Below are 25,480 nucleotides of genomic sequence, written 5' to 3' on the forward strand. Positions count from 1 at the left end.
GCTGGCTTGCCTGCGATTGCGGTCTCAGCGGCTCAGATACATCCGAGTCGTAAGCAGATACACCGGCAACCCCGACACCAGAATCAACAGCGCCGCGTAAGGCGCTGCCGCTGCAAACTCCACATTCGAGGTATGCGCCCAAACGGCGGTTGCCAGGGTATTCAGCCCGGTCGGGCTGAGCAGCAACGTCGCCGTCAACTCCTTCATCGCATCCAGAAACACCAAGGCGAACGCCGCGCCCAGTGCTGGGAAGATAATCGGTAAGGTCACCCGGCAAAATGCGCTGAACGACGATGCGCCCAACGTGCGCGCGGCCTCTTCCAGCTGCGGCGCCGCCTTGTTCAAGGCCGTACGAATCGGCGCCTGGGCCAGTGGCAGGAACAACAGCGCATAAGCGATCAGCAGCAGTGCCGACGTCTGATACAGCGCTGGCACATAATGCAGGGCGAAATACACCAGCGTCAGTGCGATCACCAGGCCGGGCAGGGCATGCAACAGGTACGGCAGGCGCTCGGCCCAGATCGCCAGTTGGCCTTTGTAGCGCACCACCAGCAACCCAACCGGCACTGCCAGCACCAAGCACAGCGCCGCGCCACCTAAGGACAGTGCCAGCGAAGACAACAGTGCTTCACCAATTTCGGCCACGGGAAATGCCGCCGACGAACCCACCGCCAGCCAGTACCCGAGCATCCCCAAAGGAATGCCGCTGCCAATGATCGCCAGCGCCAGGCAATAGAGTTGACCGAGCGGCGCCCATTTGCCCAATTGAACCTGTTCGGCATGCCGCGCCGCGCCCTGGCCGATGCGCACATGCCGGCCCTTGCCGCGTACGCGCAGCTCCAGCCACAGCAGCGTCAGGCACATCACCAGCAACACCGCCGAGAGCATCGCGGCATTGGCATTGCTGAATTCCAGTTCGAACTGTTGGTAGATCGCGGTGGTAAAGGTCTGCAGGCCGATGATCGACAGCGCACCGAACTCCACCAGCATATGCAAGGCAATCAGCAGTGCCCCGGCCAGTAGCGAAGGCCACAGCAAGGGCAGTGTGATGCGAAAAAATACGCCCCAGCGATTCAGCCCCAAGGTGCGGGCCGATTCTTCCAGGGACGGGTCGAGGTTGCGCAGGGTCGCCGCCACCGGCAGAAACACCAGCGGGTATTTGGACAGGGTCATCACCAGGATCGCACCGCCCAGCCCTTCGAAGTTGGCGCTCAGCGACACCCAGGTAAAGCTGCTGACAAACGCCGGCACCGCAAACGGCAGGCACAGGATCACGCCCCAGATACGCCGACCCGGCAGGTTGCTGCGCTCCAGCAGCCAGGCCAGGGACAGGCCGATCACGCCGCAGGCCACTGTCACGCCAATCATCAGCGCCAGGGTGTTGCGCAGCAGCCCGAATACATACGGCCGCCATAGCAGATGCACCGCTTGCGCCCAGCCCGCCTGCCAGGCTTTGGTCCCGACATACACCAACGGCAGCAGACTCAGGCCAACCAGGAATAGGACGGGGATCAGCAGCCAGATTGACGGGCGCTTGCGTCGCGGGCTGAAACCCCCGCGCAAGGCGGGGGCGGGGAGCGATGGGTTCATCAGTTCAAGCCAACGTCACGTTCCAGGTCCAGGGCTTCTTCGGCGTTGCCGAGGTCCGCAGGGGTGACTTTCGGCGGTTGCAGCTCGCTGAAAGGCTTGAGGCCACGGTTCGATTCCATGCCCTTGCGCAGCGGGTATTCGGCCGAGGTGTTGGTGATCACACGCTGGCCTTCTTCGCTGGTCATGAAGGCGAGTAATTGCTGGGCCTCTTTCGGGTGCTTGCTGGATTTCAGCGCGGCAGCCGAAGACACGGTGATCAGGCCGCCGGCATCGCCATTGGTGAAGTAATGCAGCTGCGAATCCAGGTTGGTTTTTTCTTTCTTGAGCGCAAACCAGTAGTAGTTGTTCACCAGCACGGTGGCCACTTCGCCGTTTTCCACGGCCTTAAGGGCGACCATGTTGTTGCTGTAGACCTTGCCGAAGGCGCGCAGGCCAGTCAGCCACTCTTCAGCGGCTTCGCGACCGTGCAGCTTGATGATTGCCACGGCTTGTTCCTGGAACGCGCCGCTGGTGGGTACGAAACCGACTTTGCCTTGCCACTCGGGGCCGGCGAAATCCAGTACCGATTTGGGCAGGTCTTTTTCGGCGATCAGTTTGGGGTTGAACGCTACAACGCGCGTGCGTGCGGTGACGCCCATCCAGTCGCCGTTGCTGCCGACATAATCCTTGGGCAATACGTCGAGGGTGCTGGCATCGATCTTGGCCAGCAGGCCTTGTTCACCGAGCTTGTTTAGCGGCGGCGATTCTTCGGTGTAGATCACGTCGGCGGGGGAGCGGTCGCCTTCTTCGACGACTTGGCTGGCCAGCTGGTTGCTGCTGCCTTTGCGCACGTTGACGTGAATGCCGGTCTTGGCTTCGAAGGCCTTGGCGAGTTCATCGCCGACTTCTTTGTGTTGGCCGTTGTACAGGGTCAGTGACACCTTGTCGGCGGAATAGGCGGCGGGCGAGAGCAGGGTCAGGCTGAGCAGAGTGAGGGTCAGGCCACGCAGAAGGGATGTCTTGAGACGGGTATTGCTAATCATCATCCGAAGTTTTCCTCGTTTAAATGCAACAAATCGTTGCCGATTTATACGGGCAGGATAAACGATAAAACTTCTCAAGTGCGCACGAGAGGGGAAATCGCCGAGGATGTTTTCAAGCCCCGGAAACGAAAAAACCCGCTTTCGCGGGTTTTATCTGAATTTGGTGCCCAGGAGAAGACTCGAACTTCCACGACCTTGCGATCACCAGCACCTGAAGCTGGCGTGTCTACCAATTTCACCACCTGGGCATTATCAACAACGCTTGCGCCGTTGATGGAGCGAACTATACGGAGGGCTTTTTGATCTGTAAACCCCTGATTCAAAAATATAAATCAGGATTCTTGTTAAAAATCAAAGGCCTGAAACGCAAAAACCCGCTTTCGCGGGTTTTTGGAGGCTCGAGGCATAACCTTGAGTTTGAAATTGGTGCCCAGGAGAAGACTCGAACTTCCACGACCTTGCGATCACCAGCACCTGAAGCTGGCGTGTCTACCAATTTCACCACCTGGGCAGCATCAACAACGTTGCCGTCGTCGATGGCGCGCACTATACGGAGGCGATTTTGAGCTGTAAAGCCCTGGTATGAAAAAATCCTGGAAAATTTCGCCAATGGTCGTGCAAGGTGTGTTCCGGGGGCGACAAAAGCCTTTTAAACGCTTGTTGATGCCTGAAATTTCCCGTTTCAATACGCGTATGCCAAACTAACCCGCATATAGACAAGGTGAAAACTCTCTAATGGCCGATTGGCAGTCCCTCGATCCCGAGGCCGCTCGTGAAGCGGAAAAATATGAAAACCCTATTCCTAGCCGCGAACTGATCCTGGCGCACCTCGCCGATCGTGGTTCGCCTGCTAGCCGCGAGCAGTTGGTTGAGGAATTCGGTCTGACCACCGAAGACCAGCTCGAAGCCCTGCGCCGCCGTTTGCGTGCCATGGAGCGCGATGCTCAACTGATCTACACCCGCCGTGGCACTTACGCGCCCGTGGATAAGCTCGACCTGATCCTTGGCCGCATCGCCGGCCATCGTGATGGCTTCGGCTTCCTGATCCCGGATGACGGCAGCGACGATCTGTTCATGAGCCCGGCACAAATGCGCCTGGTGTTCGATGGCGACCGTGCCCTGGCGCGCGTTTCCGGCCTGGACCGTCGTGGTCGCCGTGAAGGCGTGATCGTCGAAGTGGTGTCGCGTGCCCACGAGTCCATCGTCGGCCGCTACTTCGAAGAAGGCGGTATCGGCTTTGTTGTGCCAGATAACCCGAAGGTCCAGCAGGAAGTGCTGATTACCCCGGGCCGCAACGGCGCCGCCAAGGTCGGCCAGTTCGTGGAGGTGAAAATCACCCACTGGCCAACCGCGCGCTTCCAGCCGCAAGGCGATATCGTTGAAGTGGTCGGCAACTACATGGCGCCGGGCATGGAAATCGACGTTGCGCTGCGCACCTACGATATCCCTCACGTCTGGCCTGAGGCTGTGCTCAAAGAAGCCGCCAAGCTCAAGCCGGAAGTGGAAGATAAAGACAAAGAAAAACGCATCGACTTGCGCCATCTGCCGTTCGTCACCATTGACGGCGAAGATGCCCGCGACTTCGACGATGCGGTTTACTGCGAAGCCAAGCCTGGCAAACTGCGCCTGTTCTCCGGCGGCTGGAAGTTGTTCGTCGCGATTGCCGACGTGTCCAGCTATGTGAAGATCGGTTCGGCCCTGGATAACGAAGCCCAGGTGCGCGGTAACTCCGTGTACTTCCCTGAGCGCGTGATCCCGATGCTGCCTGAGCAGCTGTCCAACGGCCTGTGCTCCCTGAACCCGAAAGTCGACCGTTTGGCCATGGTGTGCGAGATGACTATCTCGAAAACCGGCGAAATGACCGACTACCAGTTTTACGAAGCGGTGATCCACTCCCAGGCGCGCCTGACCTACAACAAGGTCAGCACCATCCTGGAACAGCCGAAAACCAGCGAAGCCAAAGCCCTGCGCGGTGAGTACGGCCATGTCGTGCCGCACCTCAAGCAGCTGTATTCGCTGTACAAAGTATTGCTGGGCGCTCGTCATGTACGTGGCGCGATCGACTTTGAAACCCAGGAAACCCGAATTGTCTTCGGCTCCGAGCGCAAGATCGCGGCGATCACCCCGACCACGCGTAACGATGCTCACAAGCTGATCGAGGAATGCATGCTGGCGGCCAACGTGGCCACTGCCGAGTTCCTGAAAAAGCACGAGATTCCTGCCCTGTACCGGGTGCACGACGGCCCGCCGCCGGAGCGTCTGGAGAAGTTGCGCGCGTTTCTCGGCGAGCTCGGTCTGTCCCTGCACAAAGGCAAGGACGGCCCGACGCCGAAGGACTACCAGGCACTGCTCGCGAGCATCAAGGACCGTCCGGATTACCACGTGATCCAGACCGTGATGCTGCGTTCTTTGAGCCAGGCGGTGTACAGCGCCGACAACCAAGGCCACTTCGGCTTGAATTACGAGGCGTACACCCACTTCACTTCGCCGATTCGCCGTTACCCGGACCTGCTCACGCACCGCGCAATCCGCAGCGTGATCCACTCCAAGCAGAACACCCCGCACGTCAAGCGCGCCGGTGCCATGACGATTCCGAAGGCACGGATCTATCCGTACGACGAAGCGGCCCTGGAACAGCTGGGCGAGCAGTGCTCCATGAGCGAGCGCCGTGCCGACGAAGCCACACGCGATGTGGTGAACTGGCTCAAGTGCGAGTTCATGAAAGACCGTGTGGGTGAGTCGTTCCCGGGCGTGATCACCGCCGTGACCGGTTTTGGTCTGTTCGTCGAGCTGACCGACATCTACGTCGAAGGCCTGGTGCACGTCACCGCCTTGCCGGGTGACTACTACCACTTCGACCCTGTGCATCACCGCCTGGCGGGCGAGCGCACCGGTCGCAGCTTCCGTTTGGGCGATACCGTGGAAGTGCAGGTCATGCGCGTCGACCTCGACGAGCGCAAGATCGACTTCGGCATGCCTGACAAGCCAGTCGAACCGTCTGGCCGCAAAAAACGTGGCAGCGAAACCGCCGCACCGGCCGCCAAAGGCAAAGGCGCTCCTGCCAAAGCAGCGGCTGCCGAGCCTGCGCCAGCCAAGGCCGGTCGTCGTTCGTCGGCCAAGGATAAAGCCCCTGAAGCCTACCGCCCAAGCGACGCTGCGGCGAAAAACGCCGAGCTGCGCAAGAGCCGCGAGTTGAAGCAGCAGTTGCTCAGCGAAGCCAAAAGCGGTGGTAAAGCGGCGTCAGGGGGAAAGTCCCAGGGGGCGGAAAAGCCGTCGAGCAAGCCGAGCAAACATCGTAAAGGCCCGCCAAAAGCGGGTTCGGCTCCCGCGAAAAGCGGCGGGTCGCGCAAACCTAAGGCCAAGTCATGAGTCTGGAAAAAATCTACGGCGTGCACGCCGTAGAAGCACTACTGCGTCACCACCCTAAGCGCGTCAAGCAAGTGTGGTTGGCCGAAGGTCGCAGCGAGCCGCGCGTACAAGCGCTGGTCGAGCTGGCGACCCAGAATAAAGTCGCCATCGGCCAAGCCGAGCGTCGTGAGATGGACGTGTGGGTAGAAGGCGTTCACCAGGGCGTGGTAGCGGACGTGAGCCCGAGCCAGGTCTGGGGCGAGGCGATGCTCGACGAGCTGCTCGATCGCACCGAAGGCGCGCCGCTGCTGCTGGTGCTGGACGGCGTGACCGACCCGCACAACCTCGGCGCTTGCCTGCGTTCGGCGGATGCTGCCGGTGCGCTGGCAGTGATCGTGCCTAAAGACAAGTCGGCCACCCTGACGCCGGTTGTGCGTAAAGTGGCCTGCGGCGCGGCGGAAGTGATTCCGCTGGTGGCGGTGACCAACCTGGCGCGCACTCTGGAGAAGCTCCAGCAGCGCGGCCTTTGGGTTGTGGGCACGGCGGGCGAGGCTGAGGTCAGCATTTATGACCAAGACCTCACCGGCCCGACCATCCTGATCATGGGCGCCGAAGGCAAAGGCATGCGTCGCCTGACCCGTGAGCATTGCGATTACCTGGTGAACCTGCCGATGGCCGGTAGCGTCAGCAGCCTCAATGTGTCGGTTGCGACGGGCGTGTGCCTGTTCGAAGCCCGGCGTCAGCGTGGTGTCAAGGCTAAAGCCAAGAAGTAAGCCTGTCAGTGATCGTTCCCACGCTCTGCGTGGGAATGCCTCTTGTGATGCTCCGCGTCATGCTTTTGATGCGCACGCGGAGCATCCAGGGCGGCGTTCCCACGCAGAGCGTGGAAACGATCGCCTGAGCGCGTGGTGATTGTTCAAATAATCACCAATCACCTTGCGCGGTTTCTCCCCCTTCTCTACAATTGCGCCCCTTGCCTTCCTGGCAGGCACCTATGTGCCTCCCTACGGCAAGATCCATAAGTGTCATTCACTCCTTGTCTGACCGTTTTTGAGCGGCAGGCTACAACCCGTAAGGAGCATTCATGCGTCATTACGAAATCATCTTTTTGGTCCACCCGGATCAAAGCGAGCAAGTCGGCGGCATGGTTGAGCGTTACACCAAGCTGATCGAAGAAGACGGCGGCAAAATCCACCGTCTGGAAGATTGGGGCCGTCGTCAACTGGCCTACGCAATCAACAATGTTCACAAGGCTCACTACGTGATGCTGAACGTTGAGTGCACTGGCAAGGCCCTGGCCGAGCTGGAAGACAACTTCCGCTACAACGATGCAGTGATCCGTAACCTGGTCATCCGTCGCGAAGAAGCCGTTACCGGCCAATCCGAGATGCTCAAGGCTGAAGAAAACCGCAGTGAGCGCCGTGAGCGTCGCGACCGTCCTGAGCACGAAGGCGCTGAAAGCGCTGATAGTGATGACAGCGACAACAGCGACAACGCTGACGAGTAATCCACGGACCTTTTAAGGAGCCTATCAAATGGCACGTTTCTTCCGTCGTCGTAAATTCTGCCGCTTCACCGCTGAAGAAGTGAAGGAGATCGATTACAAAGATCTCAACACTCTGAAAGCCTACGTATCCGAGACCGGCAAAATCGTTCCAAGCCGTATCACCGGTACTAAAGCACGTTATCAGCGTCAGCTGGCCACCGCTATCAAGCGCGCCCGCTTCCTGGCCCTGCTGGCCTACACCGACAGCCACGGCCGCTGAGACCGGGCAGTCGACAAGTAGTAAGGGATTGAATGCATGCGCGCCTTAGCTGAGTTCATCATGCGCGGTCGCGTGCAGGCCACTCTGGTAGTGGCTGGATGTGCGGCATTGCCGTTGCTTTATTGGTTGGGTGCTGCCGCGGGTTGCCTTGTGCTGCTGCGGCGCGGTTTGAAGGACGCCCTTGGCGTTCTTGCCCTGGGTTTGTTGCCGGCCTTGATCTGGTGGCTGCAAATGGGTGATCCACGGGTACTTCTGGTACTGCTGGGGTCATCGAGCCTTGCGTTGGTTTTACGCGCAAGTGAGTCCTGGGCCCGCACGCTGCTGGTCAGCGTGGCATTGGGGTTGGTGTACTCAGTGATGCTTGGCGCGGCTTTCCGCCCGCAAATCGAGGCGCTGTCGCAGGAAATCGTCAAGATCCTGCCGCTGGCCCTCGGGGATCTCTACCAGCAATTGTCGGTAGATGAGCGAGCGCGGTTTGCGTCACTGATTGCCCCGGTCCTGACCGGCCTGATTGCGGCATTGTTGCAGATCGTCAGCGTGCTGAGCCTGATTCTTGGGCGCTATTGGCAGGCGTTGTTGTACAACCCGGGTGGTTTTGGTCGCGAGTTTCGCAGTATCAGAATCCCCGCGGGGCCGGCGATGTTGCTGCTGGCGTGCATGGTTGTCGGGCCGAACTTCGGCCCACAGATGGCCGTGCTGGCGCCGATTTGCAGTGTACCGCTGGTGTTTGCCGGGCTGGCCCTGATTCATGGGCTGGTGGCGCGAAAGCGCCTGGCCAAGTTTTGGCTGGTGGGGTTGTACGTGACGCTGTTGCTGTTCATGCAGCTGATCTATCCGTTACTCGTGGTTTTGGCCATTGTCGACGGCCTGATTGATTTTCGCGGTCGTCTGGCGTCGAAAGACGCCGATAACGCGAACGGTGAAGGTTAAAAGTTAGAGGATTTTCACATGCAACTGATCCTTCTGGAAAAAGTCGCCAACCTGGGCAACCTGGGCGACAAAGTGAACGTTAAGGCCGGCTACGGTCGTAACTACCTGCTGCCATACGGCAAAGCCACCGCTGCAACCGCTGCCAACCTGGCTGCGTTTGAAGAGCGTCGTGCTGAGCTGGAAAAAGCAGCAGCAGACAAAAAAGCTTCGGCCGAAACTCGCGCTGCCCAACTGGCTGAGCTGGAAGTGACTATCACTGCCACCGCCGGTGACGAAGGCAAGCTGTTCGGTTCGATCGGCACCCACGACATCGCTGATGCACTGACCGCCTCCGGCGTTGAAGTGCAGAAGAGCGAAGTTCGTCTGCCGAACGGCACCATCCGCAACGTAGGCGAATTCGATGTAGCCGTGCACCTGCACGCCGAAGTTGAAGCCACCGTACGCGTTGTAGTGGTAGCAGCTTAAGCCGCACCTAACTGACTGGCACCTCGCGTGTCAGCCGGTTAACATCGGGCACGATCCTGTTTACAGGTCGTGCCTTTTGTTTTTCTACGATTCCCCAATTCCAAGTGGCCATGAACGATATTTCAGCTCCTGAGCAATATGATCTGCAAACCGCTGCCCTGAAGGTGCCGCCGCATTCCATCGAGGCCGAACAGGCCGTGCTCGGTGGCTTGATGCTGGACAACAACGCCTGGGAACGCGTGCTGGATCAAGTCTCGGACGGTGATTTCTATCGCCATGACCACCGCCTGATTTTCCGCGCCATCGCCAAGCTGGCCGACCAGAACTCGCCAATCGACGTGGTGACCCTGGCCGAGCAGTTGGACAAGGAAGGCCAGACCTCCCAAGTCGGCGGCCTGGGCTACCTGGGCGAACTGGCGAAAAACACGCCATCGGTCGCCAACATCAAGGCTTATGCGCAGATCGTTCGTGCGCGGGCCACGTTGCGCCAGTTGATCGGCATCGCCACCGAGATTGCAGACAGCGCGTTCAACCCGGAAGGCCGCACCGCTGAAGAGATTCTTGATGAGGCCGAGCGGCAGATCTTCCAGATCGCCGAGGCTCGGCCAAAAACCGGCGGCCCGGTCAGCGTCAACGACCTGCTGACCAAGGCGATCGACCGTATCGATACCCTGTTCAATACCGACAACGCCATCACCGGCCTGTCCACCGGCTACACCGACCTCGACGGCATGACCAGCGGCCTGCAGCCGTCTGACCTGATCATCGTCGCTGGCCGTCCATCCATGGGTAAAACCACCTTCGCGATGAACCTGGTGGAGAACGCCGTGTTGCGCAGCGACAAGGCCGTACTGGTTTACTCCTTGGAGATGCCAGGTGAATCGCTGATCATGCGTATGTTGTCGTCCCTGGGCCGCATCGACCAGACCAAGGTGCGTGCCGGTCGCCTGGAAGACGACGATTGGCCGCGGCTTACCTCGGCGGTCAACCTGCTCAACGACCGCAAGCTGTTTATCGACGACACTGCGGGCATCAGCCCCTCGGAAATGCGCGCGCGTACCCGACGCCTGGTGCGCGAGCACGGCGACATTGCCCTGATCATGATCGACTACCTGCAGTTGATGCAGATCCCGGGTTCCAGCGGTGACAGCCGAACCAACGAGATCTCCGAGATTTCCCGCTCGTTGAAGGCCCTGGCCAAGGAATTCAACTGCCCGGTGGTTGCCCTGTCGCAGCTCAACCGATCCTTGGAGCAGCGCCCGAACAAGCGCCCGATCAACTCCGACTTGCGGGAATCCGGAGCGATCGAGCAGGATGCTGACGTGATCATGTTCGTATACCGGGACGAGGTGTATCACCCGGAGACCGAGCATAAAGGCATCGCTGAAATCATTATCGGTAAACAGCGTAACGGCCCGATCGGCACCACGCGCCTGGCCTTTATCGGCAAATACACCCGCTTCGAGAACCTCGCGCCGGGTAGCTATAACTTCGACGACGAGTAAAAAGTCGTCCCGCCAATTCCGACTGCAAAGGTCGGAATTGGTCAAGATTTGTGCTATATTCCGCGCCCGCGATTTTTCATCTCAACACCGGTCATCGTCATGCAAACAGCCAAGCCGTTATTTGACTATCCCAAGTACTGGGCCGAATGTTTCGGTCCTGCGCCATTCCTGCCAATGAGCAGGGAGGAGATGGATCAGCTTGGCTGGGATTCCTGCGACATCATCATCGTCACCGGTGATGCGTATGTGGATCACCCGTCTTTCGGCATGGCCATCATCGGCCGGCTGCTGGAGGCCCAGGGCTTTCGCGTCGGGATCATCGCCCAGCCGAACTGGCAGTCCAAAGACGACTTCATGAAGCTCGGCGAGCCGAACCTGTTCTTTGGCGTCGCGGCCGGCAACATGGACTCGATGATCAACCGCTACACCGCCGACAAGAAAATCCGTTCCGACGACGCCTACACCCCAGGCGGCATGGCCGGCAAACGCCCGGACCGCGCGAGCTTGGTGTACAGCCAGCGTTGCAAGGAAGCCTACAAGAACGTGCCGATCGTGCTCGGCGGCATCGAAGCCTCCCTGCGCCGTATCGCCCACTACGACTACTGGCAGGACCGTGTGCGTAACTCGATCCTGATCGACGCCACCGCCGATATCCTGCTGTACGGCAACGCCGAGCGGGCTATCGTCGAAGTCGCCCAGCGCCTGTCGTGGGGCCACAAGATCGAAGACATCACCGACGTGCGCGGCACCGCGTTCATTCGCCGTGACACGCCGGCGGGCTGGTACGAAGTGGACTCCACGCGTATCGACCGCCCGGGCAAGGTCGACAAGATCATCAACCCGTACGTGAATACCCAGGACACCCAGGCCTGCGCCATCGAGCAGGAAAAAGGCCCGGTGGATGATCCTGAGGAAGCCAAGGTCGTACAGATCCTGGCCAGCCCGCGCATGACCCGCGACAAGACCGTGATCCGCTTGCCATCGGTAGAAAAAGTCCGTGGCGACGCGGTGCTCTACGCTCACGCCAACCGCGTGTTGCACCTGGAAACCAACCCAGGCAACGCCCGCGCCCTGGTGCAGAAGCACGGTGAAGTGGACGTGTGGTTCAACCCGCCGCCCATTCCGATGACCACCGAAGAAATGGACTACGTGTTCGGCATGCCTTACGCACGTGTTCCGCACCCTGTGTACGGCAAGGAAAAAATCCCGGCCTACGATATGATCCGTTTCTCGGTGAACATCATGCGAGGCTGCTTCGGCGGCTGCACCTTCTGCTCGATCACCGAGCACGAAGGCCGGATCATCCAGAACCGTTCCGAAGAGTCGATCATTCGCGAGATCGAAGAGATCCGCGACAAAGTGCCAGGCTTCACCGGCGTGATCTCCGACCTCGGCGGCCCGACCGCGAACATGTACCGCATCGCCTGCAAGAGCCCGGAAATCGAATCCGCGTGCCGCAAGCCATCGTGCGTGTTCCCGGGCATCTGCCCGAACCTGAACACCGACCACTCGTCGTTGATCCAGCTGTACCGCAGCGCCCGTGCGTTGCCGGGTGTGAAGAAGATTCTGATTGCCTCCGGCCTGCGCTACGACCTCGCGGTCGAGTCGCCGGAATACGTCAAAGAGCTGGTGACCCACCACGTCGGTGGCTACCTCAAGATCGCCCCGGAACACACCGAGGAAGGTCCGCTCAACCAGATGATGAAGCCGGGCATCGGCAGCTATGACAAGTTCAAGCGCATGTTCGAGAAGTACACCAAGGAAGCGGGCAAAGAGCAGTACCTGATTCCTTACTTCATCGCCGCCCACCCGGGCACCACCGATGAAGACATGATGAACCTGGCCCTGTGGCTCAAGGGCAACGGCTTCCGTGCCGACCAAGTGCAGGCGTTCTACCCGTCGCCGATGGCCACCGCCACCGCGATGTACCACTCGGGCAAGAACCCGCTGCGCAAGGTCACCTACAAGAGCGACTCGGTGACCATCGTCAAGAGCGAAGAGCAGCGCCGTTTGCACAAGGCCTTCCTGCGCTACCACGATCCGAAAGGCTGGCCGATGCTGCGTGAAGCATTGACCCGCATGGGCCGTGCCGACCTGATCGGGCCGGGCAAAGACCAGTTGATCCCGCTGCACCAGCCGGCCACCGACAGCTACCAGAGCGCCCGTCGCAAGAACTCGACGCCGGCCGGCAGCCACAAGGTCGCCAAGGAAACCACCACCAAGATCCTCACCCAGCACACCGGCCTGCCGCCACGTGGCAGCGACGGCAGCAACCCGTGGGACAAGCGCGAACAAGCCAAGGCTGCGGCCATGGTGCGCAACAAGCAGGCGGCCAAGGAGCGCGCCGACGCGGCTAAGGGCAAGGGCGGCAAGCCTGCGCGCAAGCCGGTCGTGCCGCGTTGATCGCAGCCTGAACATGCAAAACGCCAGCCTCGTGCTGGCGTTTTGCTTTCTAGCGGGTGGGTAGGCTGTTTGTTAAGGTGGCGCGCATTAGATTGCTATCGCAGGCAAGCCAGCTCCCACAGTGGACCGCCTTCCAACGTTGAGACCCGGTCAACTGTGGGAGCTGGCTTGCCTGCGATGGGGCCGGCCCGGCCACCGTCACTTTCAAGGAAGAACACTTATGAGCAACCCCCTGCTCAGCATTGGCATGGACTCCAACCGCTCCCAATTCATGGCGCGCCAGCGCATCGAAAGCCAGATCAACCTGCCACGGTTGTTTGCGGCCATCGACGCTGACCCCGGCATCGTCGGCGCTGGCGTGGTGTACATCGACGCTGACTTCAATGTCGTGACCCTGCGCGAATTCAAGCCCATCTGCAGCATCAAGCCCAAGCGCATCATTCTGCGTGAGGCGCAGAAGTACATTTCGCCTGCACAGTTTGTGGAGCAAGTGAAGACCGACCCTCGGGAAGGTCGCCTCAGGAAAGAGGCGTTTGATATGGGGTTGTCTTGTACCGCCGCTATTATCGGTTGGATTGTTGTGTTCAGTGGCAGCGTGGCCGTGCCCTTTACGGCGGGTGCAAGTGCGTTTGTGGTGGGCATTGGCGTGACGGCGGCATTGGCCAGTAGTGCGCAGTGCGGGTTCGGCGTGGCACGTACCTACAACGAGATCCTTGACCCTGATGCAAACGACCGCATGGATGACGCCGAATGGTATGGCGCTGTCTCACCCATCCTCGATGCAGCGTCTTTGGTGGGAATTGGAACCGGCGCCTTGACCACGGTAAAACTTTTGAAAGCCAACAAAGCCGCCGCGCTGGGCAAAAGCTGGTATGAACTGCTCAAGGGCCTGAGCCGTCAGGAACGCAAAAAGCTGACCAAGGAACTGCTGAGCCTGCGGGATCCGAGCCTCACGTCCAAGCTGCTTAAGTTGCAGCAACGTGCCGGAAAACTGACCAAGAGCTACAGTTCCACCGAAATCCGGCATGCGACGTTGACTCAACTCAAAGACGCGCTAGGCGGACTATTGGGCATCTGGGGTAGCTACCGAAGCGGCAGTGTGGGCAGCGCCAGTACTATTGCAATCGGCTTGTATGAGGACCTGACGCAATGAACGGCTTCCCCGACATGGGCAGCTTCCTCGCCCGCTATTTTCCGGTGTTTATGGGCACGATCTTCATGGCGATCTTTTCCGGGGCGTCCGCTGTATCGCTCGCGGGCGTGACGTACTTGCGTGGCGTGGATCCGGCGCTCAAAGCCGACTACTCCGGCCTGGCGATTTTGGTGCTGGTGGCGGTGCTGGTGTTTGGCAACGTAATGATTGCGCGCGGACGCTCATGGGCCACGTGGCTGGTGGCAGGTTACCTGGGATGTTGCCTGCTGTTCGTACTGCCGATGATTCAGTACCCCCCTCATATGCTGGTCTATGGCTCAGCTGTGCTCTTCCCGTCATTGGGATTGCTCCTGCTCAACAGCAAACGCCACCGCGAAATGCGCCAAAAGCTGCTCGAAGTTCGCCACCTGCGCGAAGCCATGATCGCCAAGCACAAAGCCCGCTGACTGGGTAGATTCACCACCCAGCCTCGCACGCACGCCACAAATAGGTGCAGCGCATGCACCATTGCACTGACGACGGCGCCGTTTAGAACTCGACGCCAGTTGGCAGCCACAAGGTCGCCAAGGAAACCACCACCAAGATCCTCACTCAGCACACCGGCCTACCACTGCGTAGCAGCGACGGCAGCAACCCGTGGGACAAGCGCGAACAAGCTAAGGCTGCGGCCCTGGCGCGCAACAAGCAGGCGGCCAACGGCAAGGACGGCAAGGCGGTCGTGCCGCGTTGATCGCAGCCTGAACATGCAAAACGCCAGCCTCGTGCTGGCGTTTTGCTTTCTAGCGGGTGGGTAGGCTGTTTGTTAAGGTGGCGCGCATTAGATTGCTATCGCAGGCAAGCCAGCTCCCACAGTGGACCGCATTGCAACGTTGAAACCCGGTCAACTGTGGGAGCTGGCTTGCCTGCGATGGGGCCGGCCCGGCCACCGTCACTTTCAAGGAAGAACACTTATGAGCAACCCCCTGCTCAGCATTGGCATGGACTCCAACCGCTCGCAATTCATGGCGCGCCAGCGCATTGAAAGCGAACTTAACCTGCCGCGGATATTTGCCGCCATCGACGCCGACCCCAACATCGTCGGTGCAGGCGTGGTGTATATCGACGCCGACTTCAATGTCGTCACCCTGCGTGAGTTCAAGCCCATCTGCAGCATTCAGCCCAAGCGCATCATTGTGCGTGAGGCGCAGAAATACGTCGCACCGGCGCAGTTTGCAGACCAAGTGATGAACAATGCGCGCGAGTCACGGTTGATCAGCGAAGCCTTCAACACCACCTTATCCTGCGGAGGAGCGGTGCTGGGTTGGCTGGTGATGTTAAGTGGCACCATCGCGGTGCCGTTCAGCGGTGGCGCCAGTTCAGTCATCACGGTCATTGGCTACACCAGCGCCACCGCCAGCACGGCGTCCTGCCTGATGGGGGCATTTCGCACCCGCAATGAGATCGTCAACCCTGGCATGAATGACTATCTGGATAATGAGGAGTGGTACCAGGCCGCTACCAAGATCATGGATGGCGCCGCCTTGGTTGGCGTGGGCGCGTCTGCGCTGACCACGGTCAAATTGGTCAATGTGGCCCGTGCATCCACCGGTAAAACCCTGCGCCAAGTGCTCAAAGGCCTGAACGGCCAGGAGCGGGAAAAGCTGACAAAAGAGCTGCTGAAAATCGCCGACCCACAGATGTCGACCAAGATGCGCAAGCTGCTGCAACTGCGCGGCGATTTGCCCAAGCGCTTTACCCACACTCAGCTCAAGCACGCCACCATCGTCCAGCTCGGCGACGCCTTCAGTGCAGGGCTGAGCGTCTGGGGGCTGGTGCGCTCGGACAACCCCAAACAGCTCAAAACCTTGGCGATAGGGTTGTACGAGGAGCTTGAATAATGAATGGCGTCCCATCGTTGAAACCATTTTTGCTGGAACATTTCCCCTCGTTCATCGGCGTGATTCTCGCTGGCTGCCTTGGCGGCTCCGGCGCAATTTCCCTGGCGGCTGCCACCTATTTTGCCGACGTGCCCATGGCCACCAATGCCACCGTGTCCTGGTTCGTGGTGATCTTCGCGGCCTTGTTCGTGGTCAACAGCAACTTCCTGGTCGTGCGCGGGCACGCCTGGGCGGTGTGGGGCATGGTCAGCTTTTTTGTGGTGTGCCTGCTGGTGGTGCTTCCGACGCTGCAATTTCACCCTCACTGGTTTATCTACAGTGAAAGCCTGTTCTGGCCATTGCTCGGGTTGTTGCTGATCAACAGCAAGGGCTATCGGGCGATGGTCAGGAAGTTGGTTGAGGTGCGGCGCCTGCGGACGGCGGCCAAGGCTGCTTGACTGGGTAGATTCACCACCCAGCCTCGCACGCACGCCACAAATATGTGCAACCCTTGCACCACGGCCCCCACGTTGGTGCCGTTTTGGTGCTGTACTGCACCGGGTCTTACGATAAAGCGCAATGACGGCCGCTCTGGCATAAGTCTTGCGCGCTTTGTTTCCATGCCCTGGCTCGCAGGAGGCCGCCGTGTCGATTCATGTCGCGTTGCACCACGTTACGCATTACCGCTATGACCGCGCTGTCGAACTCGGCCCACAGATCGTGCGTTTGCGCCCGGCGGCCCATAGCCGCACGCGGATTTTGTCCTACGCACTCAACGTGCTGCCCGAGCAGCACTTCATCAATTGGCAGCAGGACCCGCAGGGTAATTACCTGGCACGCCTGGTGTTCCCGGAAAAGACCACTGAGCTGCGCATCGAAGTCGACCTGGTCGCCGAGATGGCGGTGTTCAACCCGTTCGACTTTTTCCTCGAGCCCTATGCCGAAAAAATCCCCTTCAGCTACGCCACCGATGAGCAGCGCGAGCTGGCGCCGTACCTGGAAACCCTGCCGCTGACGCCGAAGTTTGCTGCCTACCTGGCCGGTATCGACCGCACACCCTTGCCGGCCGTGGATTTCCTGGTCGGGCTCAACCAGCGCTTGGCCGCTGATATCGGCTACCTGATCCGCATGGAACCGGGTGTGCAAACCCCGGAATTCACCCTGGAAAACGCTTCCGGCTCCTGCCGCGACTCGGCCTGGCTGCTGGTGCAATTGCTGCGCAACCTGGGGCTGGCGGCGCGCTTTGTGTCGGGCTACCTGATCCAACTGACCGCCGACGTCAAAGCCCTCGACGGCCCTTCTGGCACGGAGGTGGACTTCACCGACCTGCACGCCTGGTGCGAGGTGTACTTGCCCGGCGCCGGCTGGATCGGCCTGGATGCCACTTCCGGGTTGTTCGCCGGTGAGGGTCATATTCCGTTGGCCTGTAGTCCCGAACCATCTTCCGCCGCCCCGATTAGTGGGCTGGTGGAACCCTGCGAGTGCGAATTTACTCACGAAATGTCGGTGGAGCGCATTTGGGAAGCGCCTCGGGTTACCAAGCCCTACACCGAGGAGCAATGGTTGGCGATCCAGGCCCTCGGCCGGCAGATCGATGCCGACCTGCTCAAGGACGATGTGCGCCTGACCATGGGCGGCGAGCCCACTTTCGTCTCCATCGACGACCCCGACGGCGCCGAGTGGAACACCGCTGCGCTGGGGCCGGACAAGCGCCGCCTGTCCGCCGAGCTGTTCCAACGCATGCGCAAGCACTACGCACCCAAGGGGCTGGTGCATTTCGGCCAGGGCAAGTGGTACCCCGGCGAGCAACTGCCGCGCTGGTCGCTCAACTGCTACTGGCGCCGCGACGGCGTGCCGATCTGGCACAACAGCGCGCTGATCGCCGATGAGCAAGAGGATTACGGCGCCGACGGTGTAATGGCCGGGCGCTTCCTGGCCAGCGTCGCCGAGCGCCTGAAACTGCCGGCGCGCTTTGTGTTTCCGGCTTTCGAAGACAACTTTTACTACTTGTGGCGCGAAGGTGCGCTGCCGCAAAACGTCACCGCCCAGGACCCGCGCCTGAGCGACGACCTGGAGCGCGAACGCCTGCGCAAAGTGTTCAGCCAGGGCCTGGATAAAGTCATCGGCCAAGTGCTGCCACTGGCGCGTACGGCGGCCAATGATCGCTGGCAGAGCGGGCGTTGGTACCTGCGCGACAACCACTGCCGCCTGGTGCCGGGGGATTCACCGTTGGGTTATCGCCTGCCGTTGGCCTCGCAGCCTTGGGTGACGGCGGCGGAGTATCCGTTCGTGCATCCAACCGACCCGAACCAGGATCAACCGCAGTTGCCCTCCACCGAGCAACTGCATAGTCACGGCGAGCCCGCGCCGAGCGATGAGCGCGTACCGAAAGTCGATGAGTCCGCTGACTGGCTGACCCGCACCGCCTTGTGCGCCGAAGCGCGGGAAGGGCGGCTGTATCTGTTCATGCCGCCGCTGGAGCGCGTCGAGGATTACCTGGAGCTGGTGGCCGCCATCGAAGCGACCGCCGAGGAACTGCACTGCCCGGTATTGCTGGAAGGCTACGAGCCACCGTTCGACACCCGCTTGAGTAACTTCCGGGTGACGCCGGACCCGGGTGTGATCGAGGTGAACGTGCAGCCGTCCGCCACCTGGGACGAGTTGGTCGAGCGCACTGAATTCCTCTACGAAGAGGCGCGGCAAACCCGCCTCACCACGGAAAAATTCATGATCGACGGCCGCCACACCGGCACCGGCGGCGGTAATCACTTTGTGCTCGGCGGCGCTACGCCCAAGGATTCACCGTTCCTGCGTCGCCCGGACCTGCTGCGCAGTTTGATCAGTTACTGGCATAACCACCCCTCGCTGTCGTACCTGTTTTCTGGCCTGTTTATCGGCCCGACCTCCCAGGCGCCACGGGTGGATGAGGCGCGTAACGACGCGCTGTATGAGCTGGAAATCGCCTTCGCGCAAATGCCCGAACCCGGCGAGGAATGCCCGCCGTGGTTGGTGGACCGCCTGCTGCGCAACCTGCTGATCGACGTGACGGGCAACACCCACCGCGCCGAATTTTGCATCGACAAACTCTATTCGCCGGACGGCGCCACCGGCCGCCTGGGCCTGTTGGAGTTGCGCGCCTTTGAAATGCCGCCCCATGCGCGCATGAGCCTCACTCAGCAATTGCTGCTGCGCGCGTTGGTCGCACGCTTCTGGCGTGAGCCGTATGCGCCGCCGAAACTGGCGCGCTGGGGCACCGAGCTGCATGACCGCTTCGTGTTGCCGCACTTTATCGAGCAGGATTTCGCCGACGTGATTGTCGAGTTGAATGCCGCCGGTTACCCGCTGCGAGCCGAGTGGTTTGCTGCGCACCTGGAGTTCCGTTTCCCCAAGGTCGGCGACTACGCCGTCAGCGGTATCGAACTGGAACTGCGCCAGGCCCTGGAGCCTTGGCACGTGCTGGGCGAGGAGGGCGCAGTGGGCGGCACGGTGCGTTATGTGGATTCGTCGCTCGAGCGCTTGCAGGTGAAGTTGAGCGGGTTGGCGCCGCAACGGTATCTGCTGACCTGCAACGGCATCCCGGTGCCGCTGCAACCGACCGGGCGTGTCGGTGAGTTTGTCGCCGGTGTGCGTTACCGCGCCTGGCAACCGGCCAACTGCCTGCAGCCGACCATCGCGGTACATGCGCCGCTGGTGTTCGACTTGCTCGACACTTGGATGCAGCGCTCGTTGGGCGGCTGTCAGTATCATGTGGCCCACCCGGGCGGGCGCAACTACGACAGCTTGCCGGTGAATGCCAACGAAGCCGAGAGCCGGCGCATGGCGCGGTTTTTCCGCTTGGGGCATAGCCCGGGTAAGCTGGTGGTGCCGACCGTAGTGATCAACGACGAATTGCCCATGACTCTGGATCTGCGGCGTTTCCCCAATAAAAATGACTGAACCCAATCCAAATGTGGGAGCTGGCTTGCCTGCGATAGCGGTGTATCAGCCAGCCAATCAAGTGCCTGGAAAACCGCCATCGCAGGCAAGCCAGCTCCCACATTAGATTGCAGTGAATTTGAGTTAATCTGACTTCCCTTGCCCCTGCCGAGCGTTCCATGCCCGACTTGCTCGACCGTTACCCGCTGACCGCGGGCACCTATCACGAACTGCTGGACGACAGTGGCGCGGTGCGTGCCCATTGGCAGCGCTTGCTCGATCACCTGCAACGCAGCACGCCCGCGCAGTTGGCCCAGCGCCAGGCGCTGCTGACCCGGCAGATCCAGGAAAACGGCGTGACCTACAACGTCTACGCCGACCCCAAGGGCGCCGATCGTCCGTGGGAACTGGACCTGCTGCCGCATGTGCTGGCCTTTGACGAGTGGCAGCACCTGTCGGCCGGCATCGCCCAGCGTGCGCGCCTGCTCAATGCGGTGTTGGCCGATTTGTACGGCCCGCAGCGCCTGATCAAAGAGGGTTTGTTGCCGGCGGAGTTGGTATTCGGTCACAACAACTTCCTGTGGCCGTGCCAGGGCATTCAGCCGCCCGACGGTGCATTTCTGCACCTGTATGCCGTGGACCTGGCGCGCACCCCGGATGGCCGTTGGTGGGTCACCGCCGACCGCACCCAGGCGCCGTCGGGCGCTGGTTATGCGTTGGAAAACCGCACCATCGTGTCCCGCGCCTTCCCGGACTTGTACCGCGACTTGCAAGTGCAGCACCTCACCGGTTTCTTCCGCACGTTGCAGGAGACCCTGGCCCGTCAGGCGCCTAGCGACGACCAGCCGCCGCTGATCGTGCTGCTCACGCCAGGGCGTTTCAACGAAAGCTATTTCGAACACCTCTACCTCGCACGCCAGCTCGGTTACCCGTTGGTGGAAGGCGGCGACCTCACCGTGCGCGACAGCACAGTGTTCCTGAAAACCCTCAGCGGCCTGCGCCGGGTGCACGCGATCATGCGCCGCCTGGACGACGACTTCTGCGACCCGCTGGAGCTGCGCACCGACTCGGCCCTCGGCGTGCCCGGCCTGCTCGATGCGGTGCGCCAAGGTAATGTACTGGTGGCCAACGCCCTCGGCAGTGGCGTGTTGGAGTCCCCAGGTTTGCTCGGCTTTTTGCCGAAGATCAACCAGTTCCTGTTTGGCGAAGAATTGATCCTGCCGTCCATCGCCACCTGGTGGTGCGGTGAGGCGCCAGTGCTGGCTGAGGCTTTGGAGAAACTGCCCGAGCTGCTGATCAAACCCGCGTTTCCGTCGCAAAGCTTCACGCCGGTATTTGGCCGCGACTTGAACGACGAACAACGCCAGGCCCTGGCCGAACGCATGCGTGCGCGGCCTTACGCGTATGTCGCCCAGGAGCTGGCGCAACTGTCCCAGGCACCGGTGTGGCACACCGTCGATGACCATTTGCAACACCGCGCCATCGGCATGCGTGTGTACGCGGTGGCCAGCGATGAAGGCTACCGTGTACTGCCCGGTGGCCTGACCCGCGTGGCCGCCGAGGCCGATGCCGAAGTGGTGTCGATGCAACGCGGCGGCGCGAGCAAAGACACCTGGGTGCTCGGCGAGCGCGCTGCCGGCGGCGAGCAATGGCGCGCGCAACGGCCGATTGGTGCCCACGATTTGGTGCGCCGCGATCCGTACCTGCCGTCACGTGTGGTGGAGAACTTGTTCTGGTTTGGCCGTTACTGCGAACGCTGCGATGACAGTGCGCGCTGGCTGCGTATCGTGCTGGCGCGTTATGTCGACGGCGACGACCCACTGGCGTTGCAGGCGGCGGTCGAGCTAGGTGAGACCCTGCGCTTGCTGCCGGAAGAGGGTGAATTGCCCGAGCGCCTGCTCGCCGCCTTGCTCGGCGATGATTGGCCGTCGAGCCTGCGCGCCAACCTGCAACGCCTGCAGTGGGCCGCGTCTCAGGTACGCGGCAAGTTGTCCCGGGAAAACTGGCAGGCCTTGGTCGAGCTGCAACGCGAAGCCATGGAGCTGGAAAGCGAAACGCCGGACTTCGGTGAGCTGCTGGATTTTCTCAACCGTCTGGTGATGTCCCTGGCGGCGCTCTCCGGGTTTGCCCTGGACGACATGACCCGCGACGAAGGCTGGCGCTTCTTGATGATGGGGCGGCGCATCGAGCGTCTGCAATTCCTGAGCAGCAGCCTTGCGGCGTTCCTGCGCGGCGTGGCGGTGTTTGATCAGGCCGGGCTTGAGTGGCTGTTGGAGTTGGGCAACAGCAGCATCACTTATCGCTCGCGCTACTTGGCGGTGCCGCAGTTGATCCCGGTGCTCGACTTGTTGCTGCTGGATGAGCAGAACCCGCATGCGGTGCTGTTCCAGCTGAAACTGGTCAGTCGCACCTTGCGTCGCCTCAACGATGACTTTGGCGTGCCTCGGGAAACTGGCCTGGCGCCGTTGGTGGAGCGCTTGGCGCGTTTCGACCTGGGCTGCCTGGAGAACCCGTTGTTCGGCGAGTCCAGCGTGCGTGCCGCGTTGGATGGCCTGGCTGACCTGCTGCAAGCGGTGGCCGATGAGAGTGGGCAAGTGTCGGATCGCCTGGCCTTGCGCCATTTTGCCCATGTGGATGATGTCAGTCAGCAAACGGTGTCGGTGTGATGAGTGCGCGCTACCAGATTTTCCACGATACCCATTACCACTACGACAGCCCGGTGTCCCTGGCCCAGCAGCTGGCGCACCTGTGGCCACGGCCGTGTGCCTGGCAGCGTTGCAGTTCGCAGCAATTGGAGATCAGCCCGGAGCCGACAGCGCGGCGTGATGAGCTGGACGTGTTCGGCAACCCGATCACGCGCCTGGCGTTCGAACGGCCCCACGATGAGCTGCTGGTGAATGCCGGGCTGACCGTCGAAGTGCTGGCGCGGCCTGCGCTGGATTTTCAGCAGTCGCCGGCCTGGGACCAGACCCGCGACAGCCTGACCTACAGCAGCCAGCCACTCTCAGCCGAACTGATCGAAGCCTGCCGCTATCGCTTCGAATCGCCCTACGTGCACCTGAAAAAAACCTTCGTCGAGTTTTCCGAAAGCTGTTTTCCACCCGGCGAGCCATTGCTGCTGGGCGTGCAGGCATTGATGCAGAAGATTTTCAGCGAGTTCACCTTCGATGCCGAAGCCACCCAGGTCGCCACGCCGTTGGTGGAGGTGCTGGAGCGCCGACGCGGCGTGTGCCAGGACTTCGCCCACCTGATGCTCGCCTGCCTGCGCTCGCGAGGCCTGGCGGCGCGGTACATCAGCGGCTACCTGCTCACACAGCCACCGCCCGGCCAGCCACGGCTGATCGGCGCCGATGCGTCCCATGCGTGGGTCTCGGTGTATTGCCCGGTGTTGGGCTGGGTAGATTTTGATCCGACCAACAATGTGCAGCCGGCCCTGGAGCACATCACCCTGGCCTGGGGCCGTGATTTCTCTGATGTGTCGCCGTTGCGGGGGGTGATTCTGGGAGGTGGGAGCCATGACCCGGAGGTGCGGGTGACGGTGATGCCGCTGGAATAGGGGTGGGTTGGGGTGAGCAGGGAGGGCCTGCTCACCTCAACAGAATTTATTCCGCCGGGTCTTTCGGTGTCTCAGTCTCATCAGTCGCCACTTCACCTTCAGCATCCGGGTTCAGTGCGCCAGCTTCTTCATCTGCAGTGGCTTTCTTGCGTTGCAGCTTTTCCTCTTTCTTCTGCTCCTTGGCCAAGTCTCTCTGACGTTTGGCGAAGGAGTAATTAGGTTTGGCCATGGGCGATCCTCTAGGGTCGAAGGTGAGGGTGGGGCGGCGCGCAGCTGCCTTGGGTCGCTATGGTAGCAGCTTAGCACCTCGCTTGGCCTTCACTTACCGCAGGCGTACGCGGCCAGCAGGCCGTTGAACAGTTGGTTGAGGTGCATGGCGCAGGCTCCAAGGGGGGTGAGCCGATCATAAACCGCGGGCCGAAGGTTGGCTGGTAGATTGTGCTGATCAGTCTGATAGCCTAAAGTTGTATACAATCTGTTGATTCAGATCATAAGAATTTAAGCCTGCTTGAGGCACCCTTGTCGCAATATGCGTTTATTAAACCCTGCCTTGGAGATTCACATGTTTGCCAAACTCGTTGCTGTTTCCCTGCTGACTCTGGCGAGCGGCCAGTTGCTTGCTGCAGAGTGCAAGGTCACCGTCGACTCTACCGACCAAATGTCCTTTAACACCAAGGCCATTGAAATCGATAAAAGCTGCAAGACGTTCACCGTTGAGCTGACTCACTCCGGTAGCTTGCCGAAAAACGTCATGGGCCATAACTGGGTGCTGAGCTCCGCCGCCGACATGCCTGGCGTCGCCAGCGACGGCATGGCTGCCGGTATCGACAAGAACTACCTGAAAGAAGGCGACACCCGCATCATCGCCCACACCAAGATCATCGGTGCCGGCGAAAAAGACGCCGTGACCTTCGATGTGTCGAAGCTGGCAGCGGGTACGGATTACGCGTTCTTCTGCTCGTTCCCAGGCCACATCTCGATGATGAAAGGCACTGTGACCGTCAAATAAGCCAACCCTGGTCGAAAAAAAAGCGCCTTGCGGGGCGCTTTTTTGTGGGCGTTGAATACCTTGTGGCGAGCCAGCCCCCACAGGGGAGTGCATTCCAACTGTGGGCGCTGGCTTGCCTGCGATAGCGATCTACCTCACGGCGCGAATGGCATGACCCGCTTGTGCTCAGTCTTGCGATACGTGTCGCAGATGATCTTGAACGCTTCCGCGCGCACCGGTTCGCCCTGCAGGAAGGCATCGATTTCGGCGTAGGTCACGCCGTGGGACGCTTCGTCCGGCTTGCCTGGCGACAGGTCTTCAAGGTCGGCAGTCGGGATCTTCTCAACCAACGACTCCGGTGCACCAAAGTGCCGGGCAATGGCGCGTACTTGGTTTTTCACCAGCCCGCTCAACGGCGCCAAGTCGCACGCGCCATCACCGAACTTGGTGAAAAAGCCCATCACCGCTTCCGCCGCATGGTCGGTGCCGATCACCAGGCCGCCGGCCGCGCCGGCGATGGTGTACTGCGCCACCATGCGCATGCGCGCCTTGGTGTTGCCCAGTACGAAGTCACGCGACACCGCCGCCTTGCCTTCAAACGCCGCCACTTCATTGGCCAGGGATTTCACCGCCGGGCCGATGTTCACGGTGTGGCGCTCGTCCGGTTCGATAAAGTCCACCGATGCCTGGGCGTCGATTTCGTCGAACTGGGTTTCGTAAGGCAGGCGTACCGCGATAAAACGGTAGGCCTCATCACCGCTGCTGGCGCGCAGTTCCTGTATCGCCCGTTGGGCCAGCAGGCCTGCGGTCAGGGAGTCAACGCCGCCGCTGATGCCCAACACCAATGCTTTGAGCCCGCAATTGCGCAGGCAATCCTGGATAAAAGCCACGCGGCGGGCAACGTCGGCCTCAAGGGCGGCCTGGTCGTTGAAGGGCGCTTGGACCTTGAGCTGCTGCGCAATCTCACGCTGTACGGCTTGCAT

At 60.9% G+C, this 25,480-nt stretch carries 20 protein-coding genes and 2 tRNA genes; 16 read left to right on the forward strand and 6 right to left on the reverse strand.

Translation table 11 applies throughout. The features are described 5' to 3' along the window. Positions 1-24: 24 nt before the first annotated feature. The 4 genes from K0P33_RS03830 to K0P33_RS03845 all read right to left on the reverse strand — a co-directional run bounded on the left by K0P33_RS03830 (position 25) and on the right by K0P33_RS03845 (position 3,123). Positions 25-1,590: an iron ABC transporter permease gene (locus K0P33_RS03830; RefSeq protein ID WP_094950963.1), complete on the reverse strand. Its 1,566-nt coding sequence runs from the start codon at positions 1,588-1,590 to the stop codon at positions 25-27. Continuing rightward, the gene (locus K0P33_RS03835) at positions 1,590-2,615 is read right to left on the reverse strand and encodes an iron ABC transporter substrate-binding protein (protein WP_094950962.1); all 1,026 of its coding nucleotides are present in this window, start codon (positions 2,613-2,615) and stop codon (positions 1,590-1,592) included. Before K0P33_RS03835 ends, K0P33_RS03830 begins: the two co-directional genes overlap by 1 nt. 158 nt (positions 2,616-2,773) lie before the next feature. Continuing rightward, positions 2,774-2,860: transfer RNA gene (locus K0P33_RS03840), tRNA-Leu, on the reverse strand. 176 nt (positions 2,861-3,036) lie between these two features. Then, positions 3,037-3,123: transfer RNA gene (locus K0P33_RS03845), tRNA-Leu, on the reverse strand. Between the two features lie 224 nt (positions 3,124-3,347). On the opposite strand from K0P33_RS03845, the gene rnr reads away from it, so the two are divergent. The 15 genes from rnr (at position 3,348) to K0P33_RS03920 (ending at position 23,509) form a co-directional block, all read left to right on the forward strand. Beyond that, the gene (gene rnr, locus K0P33_RS03850; protein WP_094950961.1) at positions 3,348-5,981 is read left to right on the forward strand and encodes a ribonuclease R; all 2,634 of its coding nucleotides are present in this window, start codon (positions 3,348-3,350) and stop codon (positions 5,979-5,981) included. Then, a complete protein-coding gene (gene rlmB, locus K0P33_RS03855; RefSeq protein ID WP_094950960.1) occupies positions 5,978-6,733 on the forward strand; it encodes a 23S rRNA (guanosine(2251)-2'-O)-methyltransferase RlmB in 756 nt (251 codons plus the stop codon). Before rnr ends, rlmB begins: the two co-directional genes overlap by 4 nt. Positions 6,734-7,044: 311 nt before the next feature. Beyond that, on the forward strand, positions 7,045-7,467 hold the full coding sequence (gene rpsF, locus K0P33_RS03860; protein WP_003217491.1) for a 30S ribosomal protein S6: 423 nt from the start codon (positions 7,045-7,047) through the stop codon (positions 7,465-7,467). A gap of 28 nt (positions 7,468-7,495) precedes the next feature. After that, positions 7,496-7,726, forward strand: a complete 231-nt coding sequence (gene rpsR / locus K0P33_RS03865; protein WP_003171373.1) for a 30S ribosomal protein S18 — start codon at positions 7,496-7,498, stop codon at positions 7,724-7,726. A 36-nt stretch (positions 7,727-7,762) separates the two neighbouring features. Beyond that, positions 7,763-8,656, forward strand: a complete 894-nt coding sequence (locus tag K0P33_RS03870; protein WP_242154107.1) for a hypothetical protein — start codon at positions 7,763-7,765, stop codon at positions 8,654-8,656. Positions 8,657-8,674: 18 nt separating this feature from the next. Further along, positions 8,675-9,121: a 50S ribosomal protein L9 gene (gene rplI, locus K0P33_RS03875; protein WP_003171376.1), complete on the forward strand. Its 447-nt coding sequence runs from the start codon at positions 8,675-8,677 to the stop codon at positions 9,119-9,121. 110 nt (positions 9,122-9,231) lie between these two features. Then, a complete protein-coding gene (gene dnaB / locus K0P33_RS03880; protein WP_064450415.1) occupies positions 9,232-10,626 on the forward strand; it encodes a replicative DNA helicase in 1,395 nt (464 codons plus the stop codon). Positions 10,627-10,725: 99 nt separating this feature from the next. Further along, a complete protein-coding gene (locus K0P33_RS03885) occupies positions 10,726-13,029 on the forward strand; it encodes a YgiQ family radical SAM protein (protein WP_094950958.1) in 2,304 nt (767 codons plus the stop codon). A gap of 220 nt (positions 13,030-13,249) precedes the next feature. Next, entirely contained in the window at positions 13,250-14,182 is a 933-nt protein-coding gene (locus K0P33_RS03890; RefSeq protein ID WP_242154109.1) for an NAD synthetase, read from the forward strand. Further along, positions 14,179-14,628 carry a hypothetical protein gene (locus tag K0P33_RS03895; protein ID WP_242154111.1) on the forward strand — a complete coding sequence of 150 codons (450 nt, stop codon included), beginning with the start codon at positions 14,179-14,181 and terminating at the stop codon, positions 14,626-14,628. Before K0P33_RS03890 ends, K0P33_RS03895 begins: the two co-directional genes overlap by 4 nt. A gap of 504 nt (positions 14,629-15,132) precedes the next feature. Next, complete coding sequence (locus tag K0P33_RS03900) at positions 15,133-16,059, forward strand: NAD synthetase (protein ID WP_094950957.1); 927 nt, start codon at positions 15,133-15,135, stop codon at positions 16,057-16,059. After that, the gene (locus tag K0P33_RS03905) at positions 16,059-16,496 is read left to right on the forward strand and encodes a hypothetical protein (protein WP_094950956.1); all 438 of its coding nucleotides are present in this window, start codon (positions 16,059-16,061) and stop codon (positions 16,494-16,496) included. The genes K0P33_RS03900 and K0P33_RS03905 overlap by 1 nt, the downstream gene beginning before the upstream one ends. Before the next feature lie 187 nt (positions 16,497-16,683). Further along, the gene (locus K0P33_RS03910; RefSeq protein ID WP_242154112.1) at positions 16,684-19,974 is read left to right on the forward strand and encodes a transglutaminase family protein; all 3,291 of its coding nucleotides are present in this window, start codon (positions 16,684-16,686) and stop codon (positions 19,972-19,974) included. 158 nt (positions 19,975-20,132) lie between these two features. Continuing rightward, a complete protein-coding gene (locus K0P33_RS03915; protein WP_242154120.1) occupies positions 20,133-22,619 on the forward strand; it encodes a circularly permuted type 2 ATP-grasp protein in 2,487 nt (828 codons plus the stop codon). Continuing rightward, on the forward strand, positions 22,619-23,509 hold the full coding sequence (locus tag K0P33_RS03920) for a transglutaminase family protein (protein WP_094950953.1): 891 nt from the start codon (positions 22,619-22,621) through the stop codon (positions 23,507-23,509). The genes K0P33_RS03915 and K0P33_RS03920 overlap by 1 nt, the downstream gene beginning before the upstream one ends. 46 nt (positions 23,510-23,555) lie before the next feature. Here K0P33_RS03920 and K0P33_RS03925 read toward each other — a convergent pair whose 3' ends face one another. Continuing rightward, complete coding sequence (locus tag K0P33_RS03925) at positions 23,556-23,738, reverse strand: hypothetical protein (RefSeq protein WP_064450422.1); 183 nt, start codon at positions 23,736-23,738, stop codon at positions 23,556-23,558. 333 nt (positions 23,739-24,071) lie between these two features. Here K0P33_RS03925 and azu point away from each other — a divergent pair, with 333 nt between their 5' ends. Further along, positions 24,072-24,518 carry an azurin gene (azu, locus tag K0P33_RS03930; protein ID WP_094950952.1) on the forward strand — a complete coding sequence of 149 codons (447 nt, stop codon included), beginning with the start codon at positions 24,072-24,074 and terminating at the stop codon, positions 24,516-24,518. A 134-nt stretch (positions 24,519-24,652) separates the two neighbouring features. On the opposite strand, the gene nadE is transcribed toward azu, so the two are convergent. After that, positions 24,653-25,480 carry an ammonia-dependent NAD(+) synthetase gene (gene nadE / locus K0P33_RS03935; RefSeq protein ID WP_094950951.1) on the reverse strand — a complete coding sequence of 276 codons (828 nt, stop codon included), beginning with the start codon at positions 25,478-25,480 and terminating at the stop codon, positions 24,653-24,655.

It is taken from the genome of Pseudomonas sp. ArH3a, from assembly GCF_022648765.1.
Taxonomy (GTDB): Bacteria; Pseudomonadota; Gammaproteobacteria; order Pseudomonadales; family Pseudomonadaceae; genus Aquipseudomonas.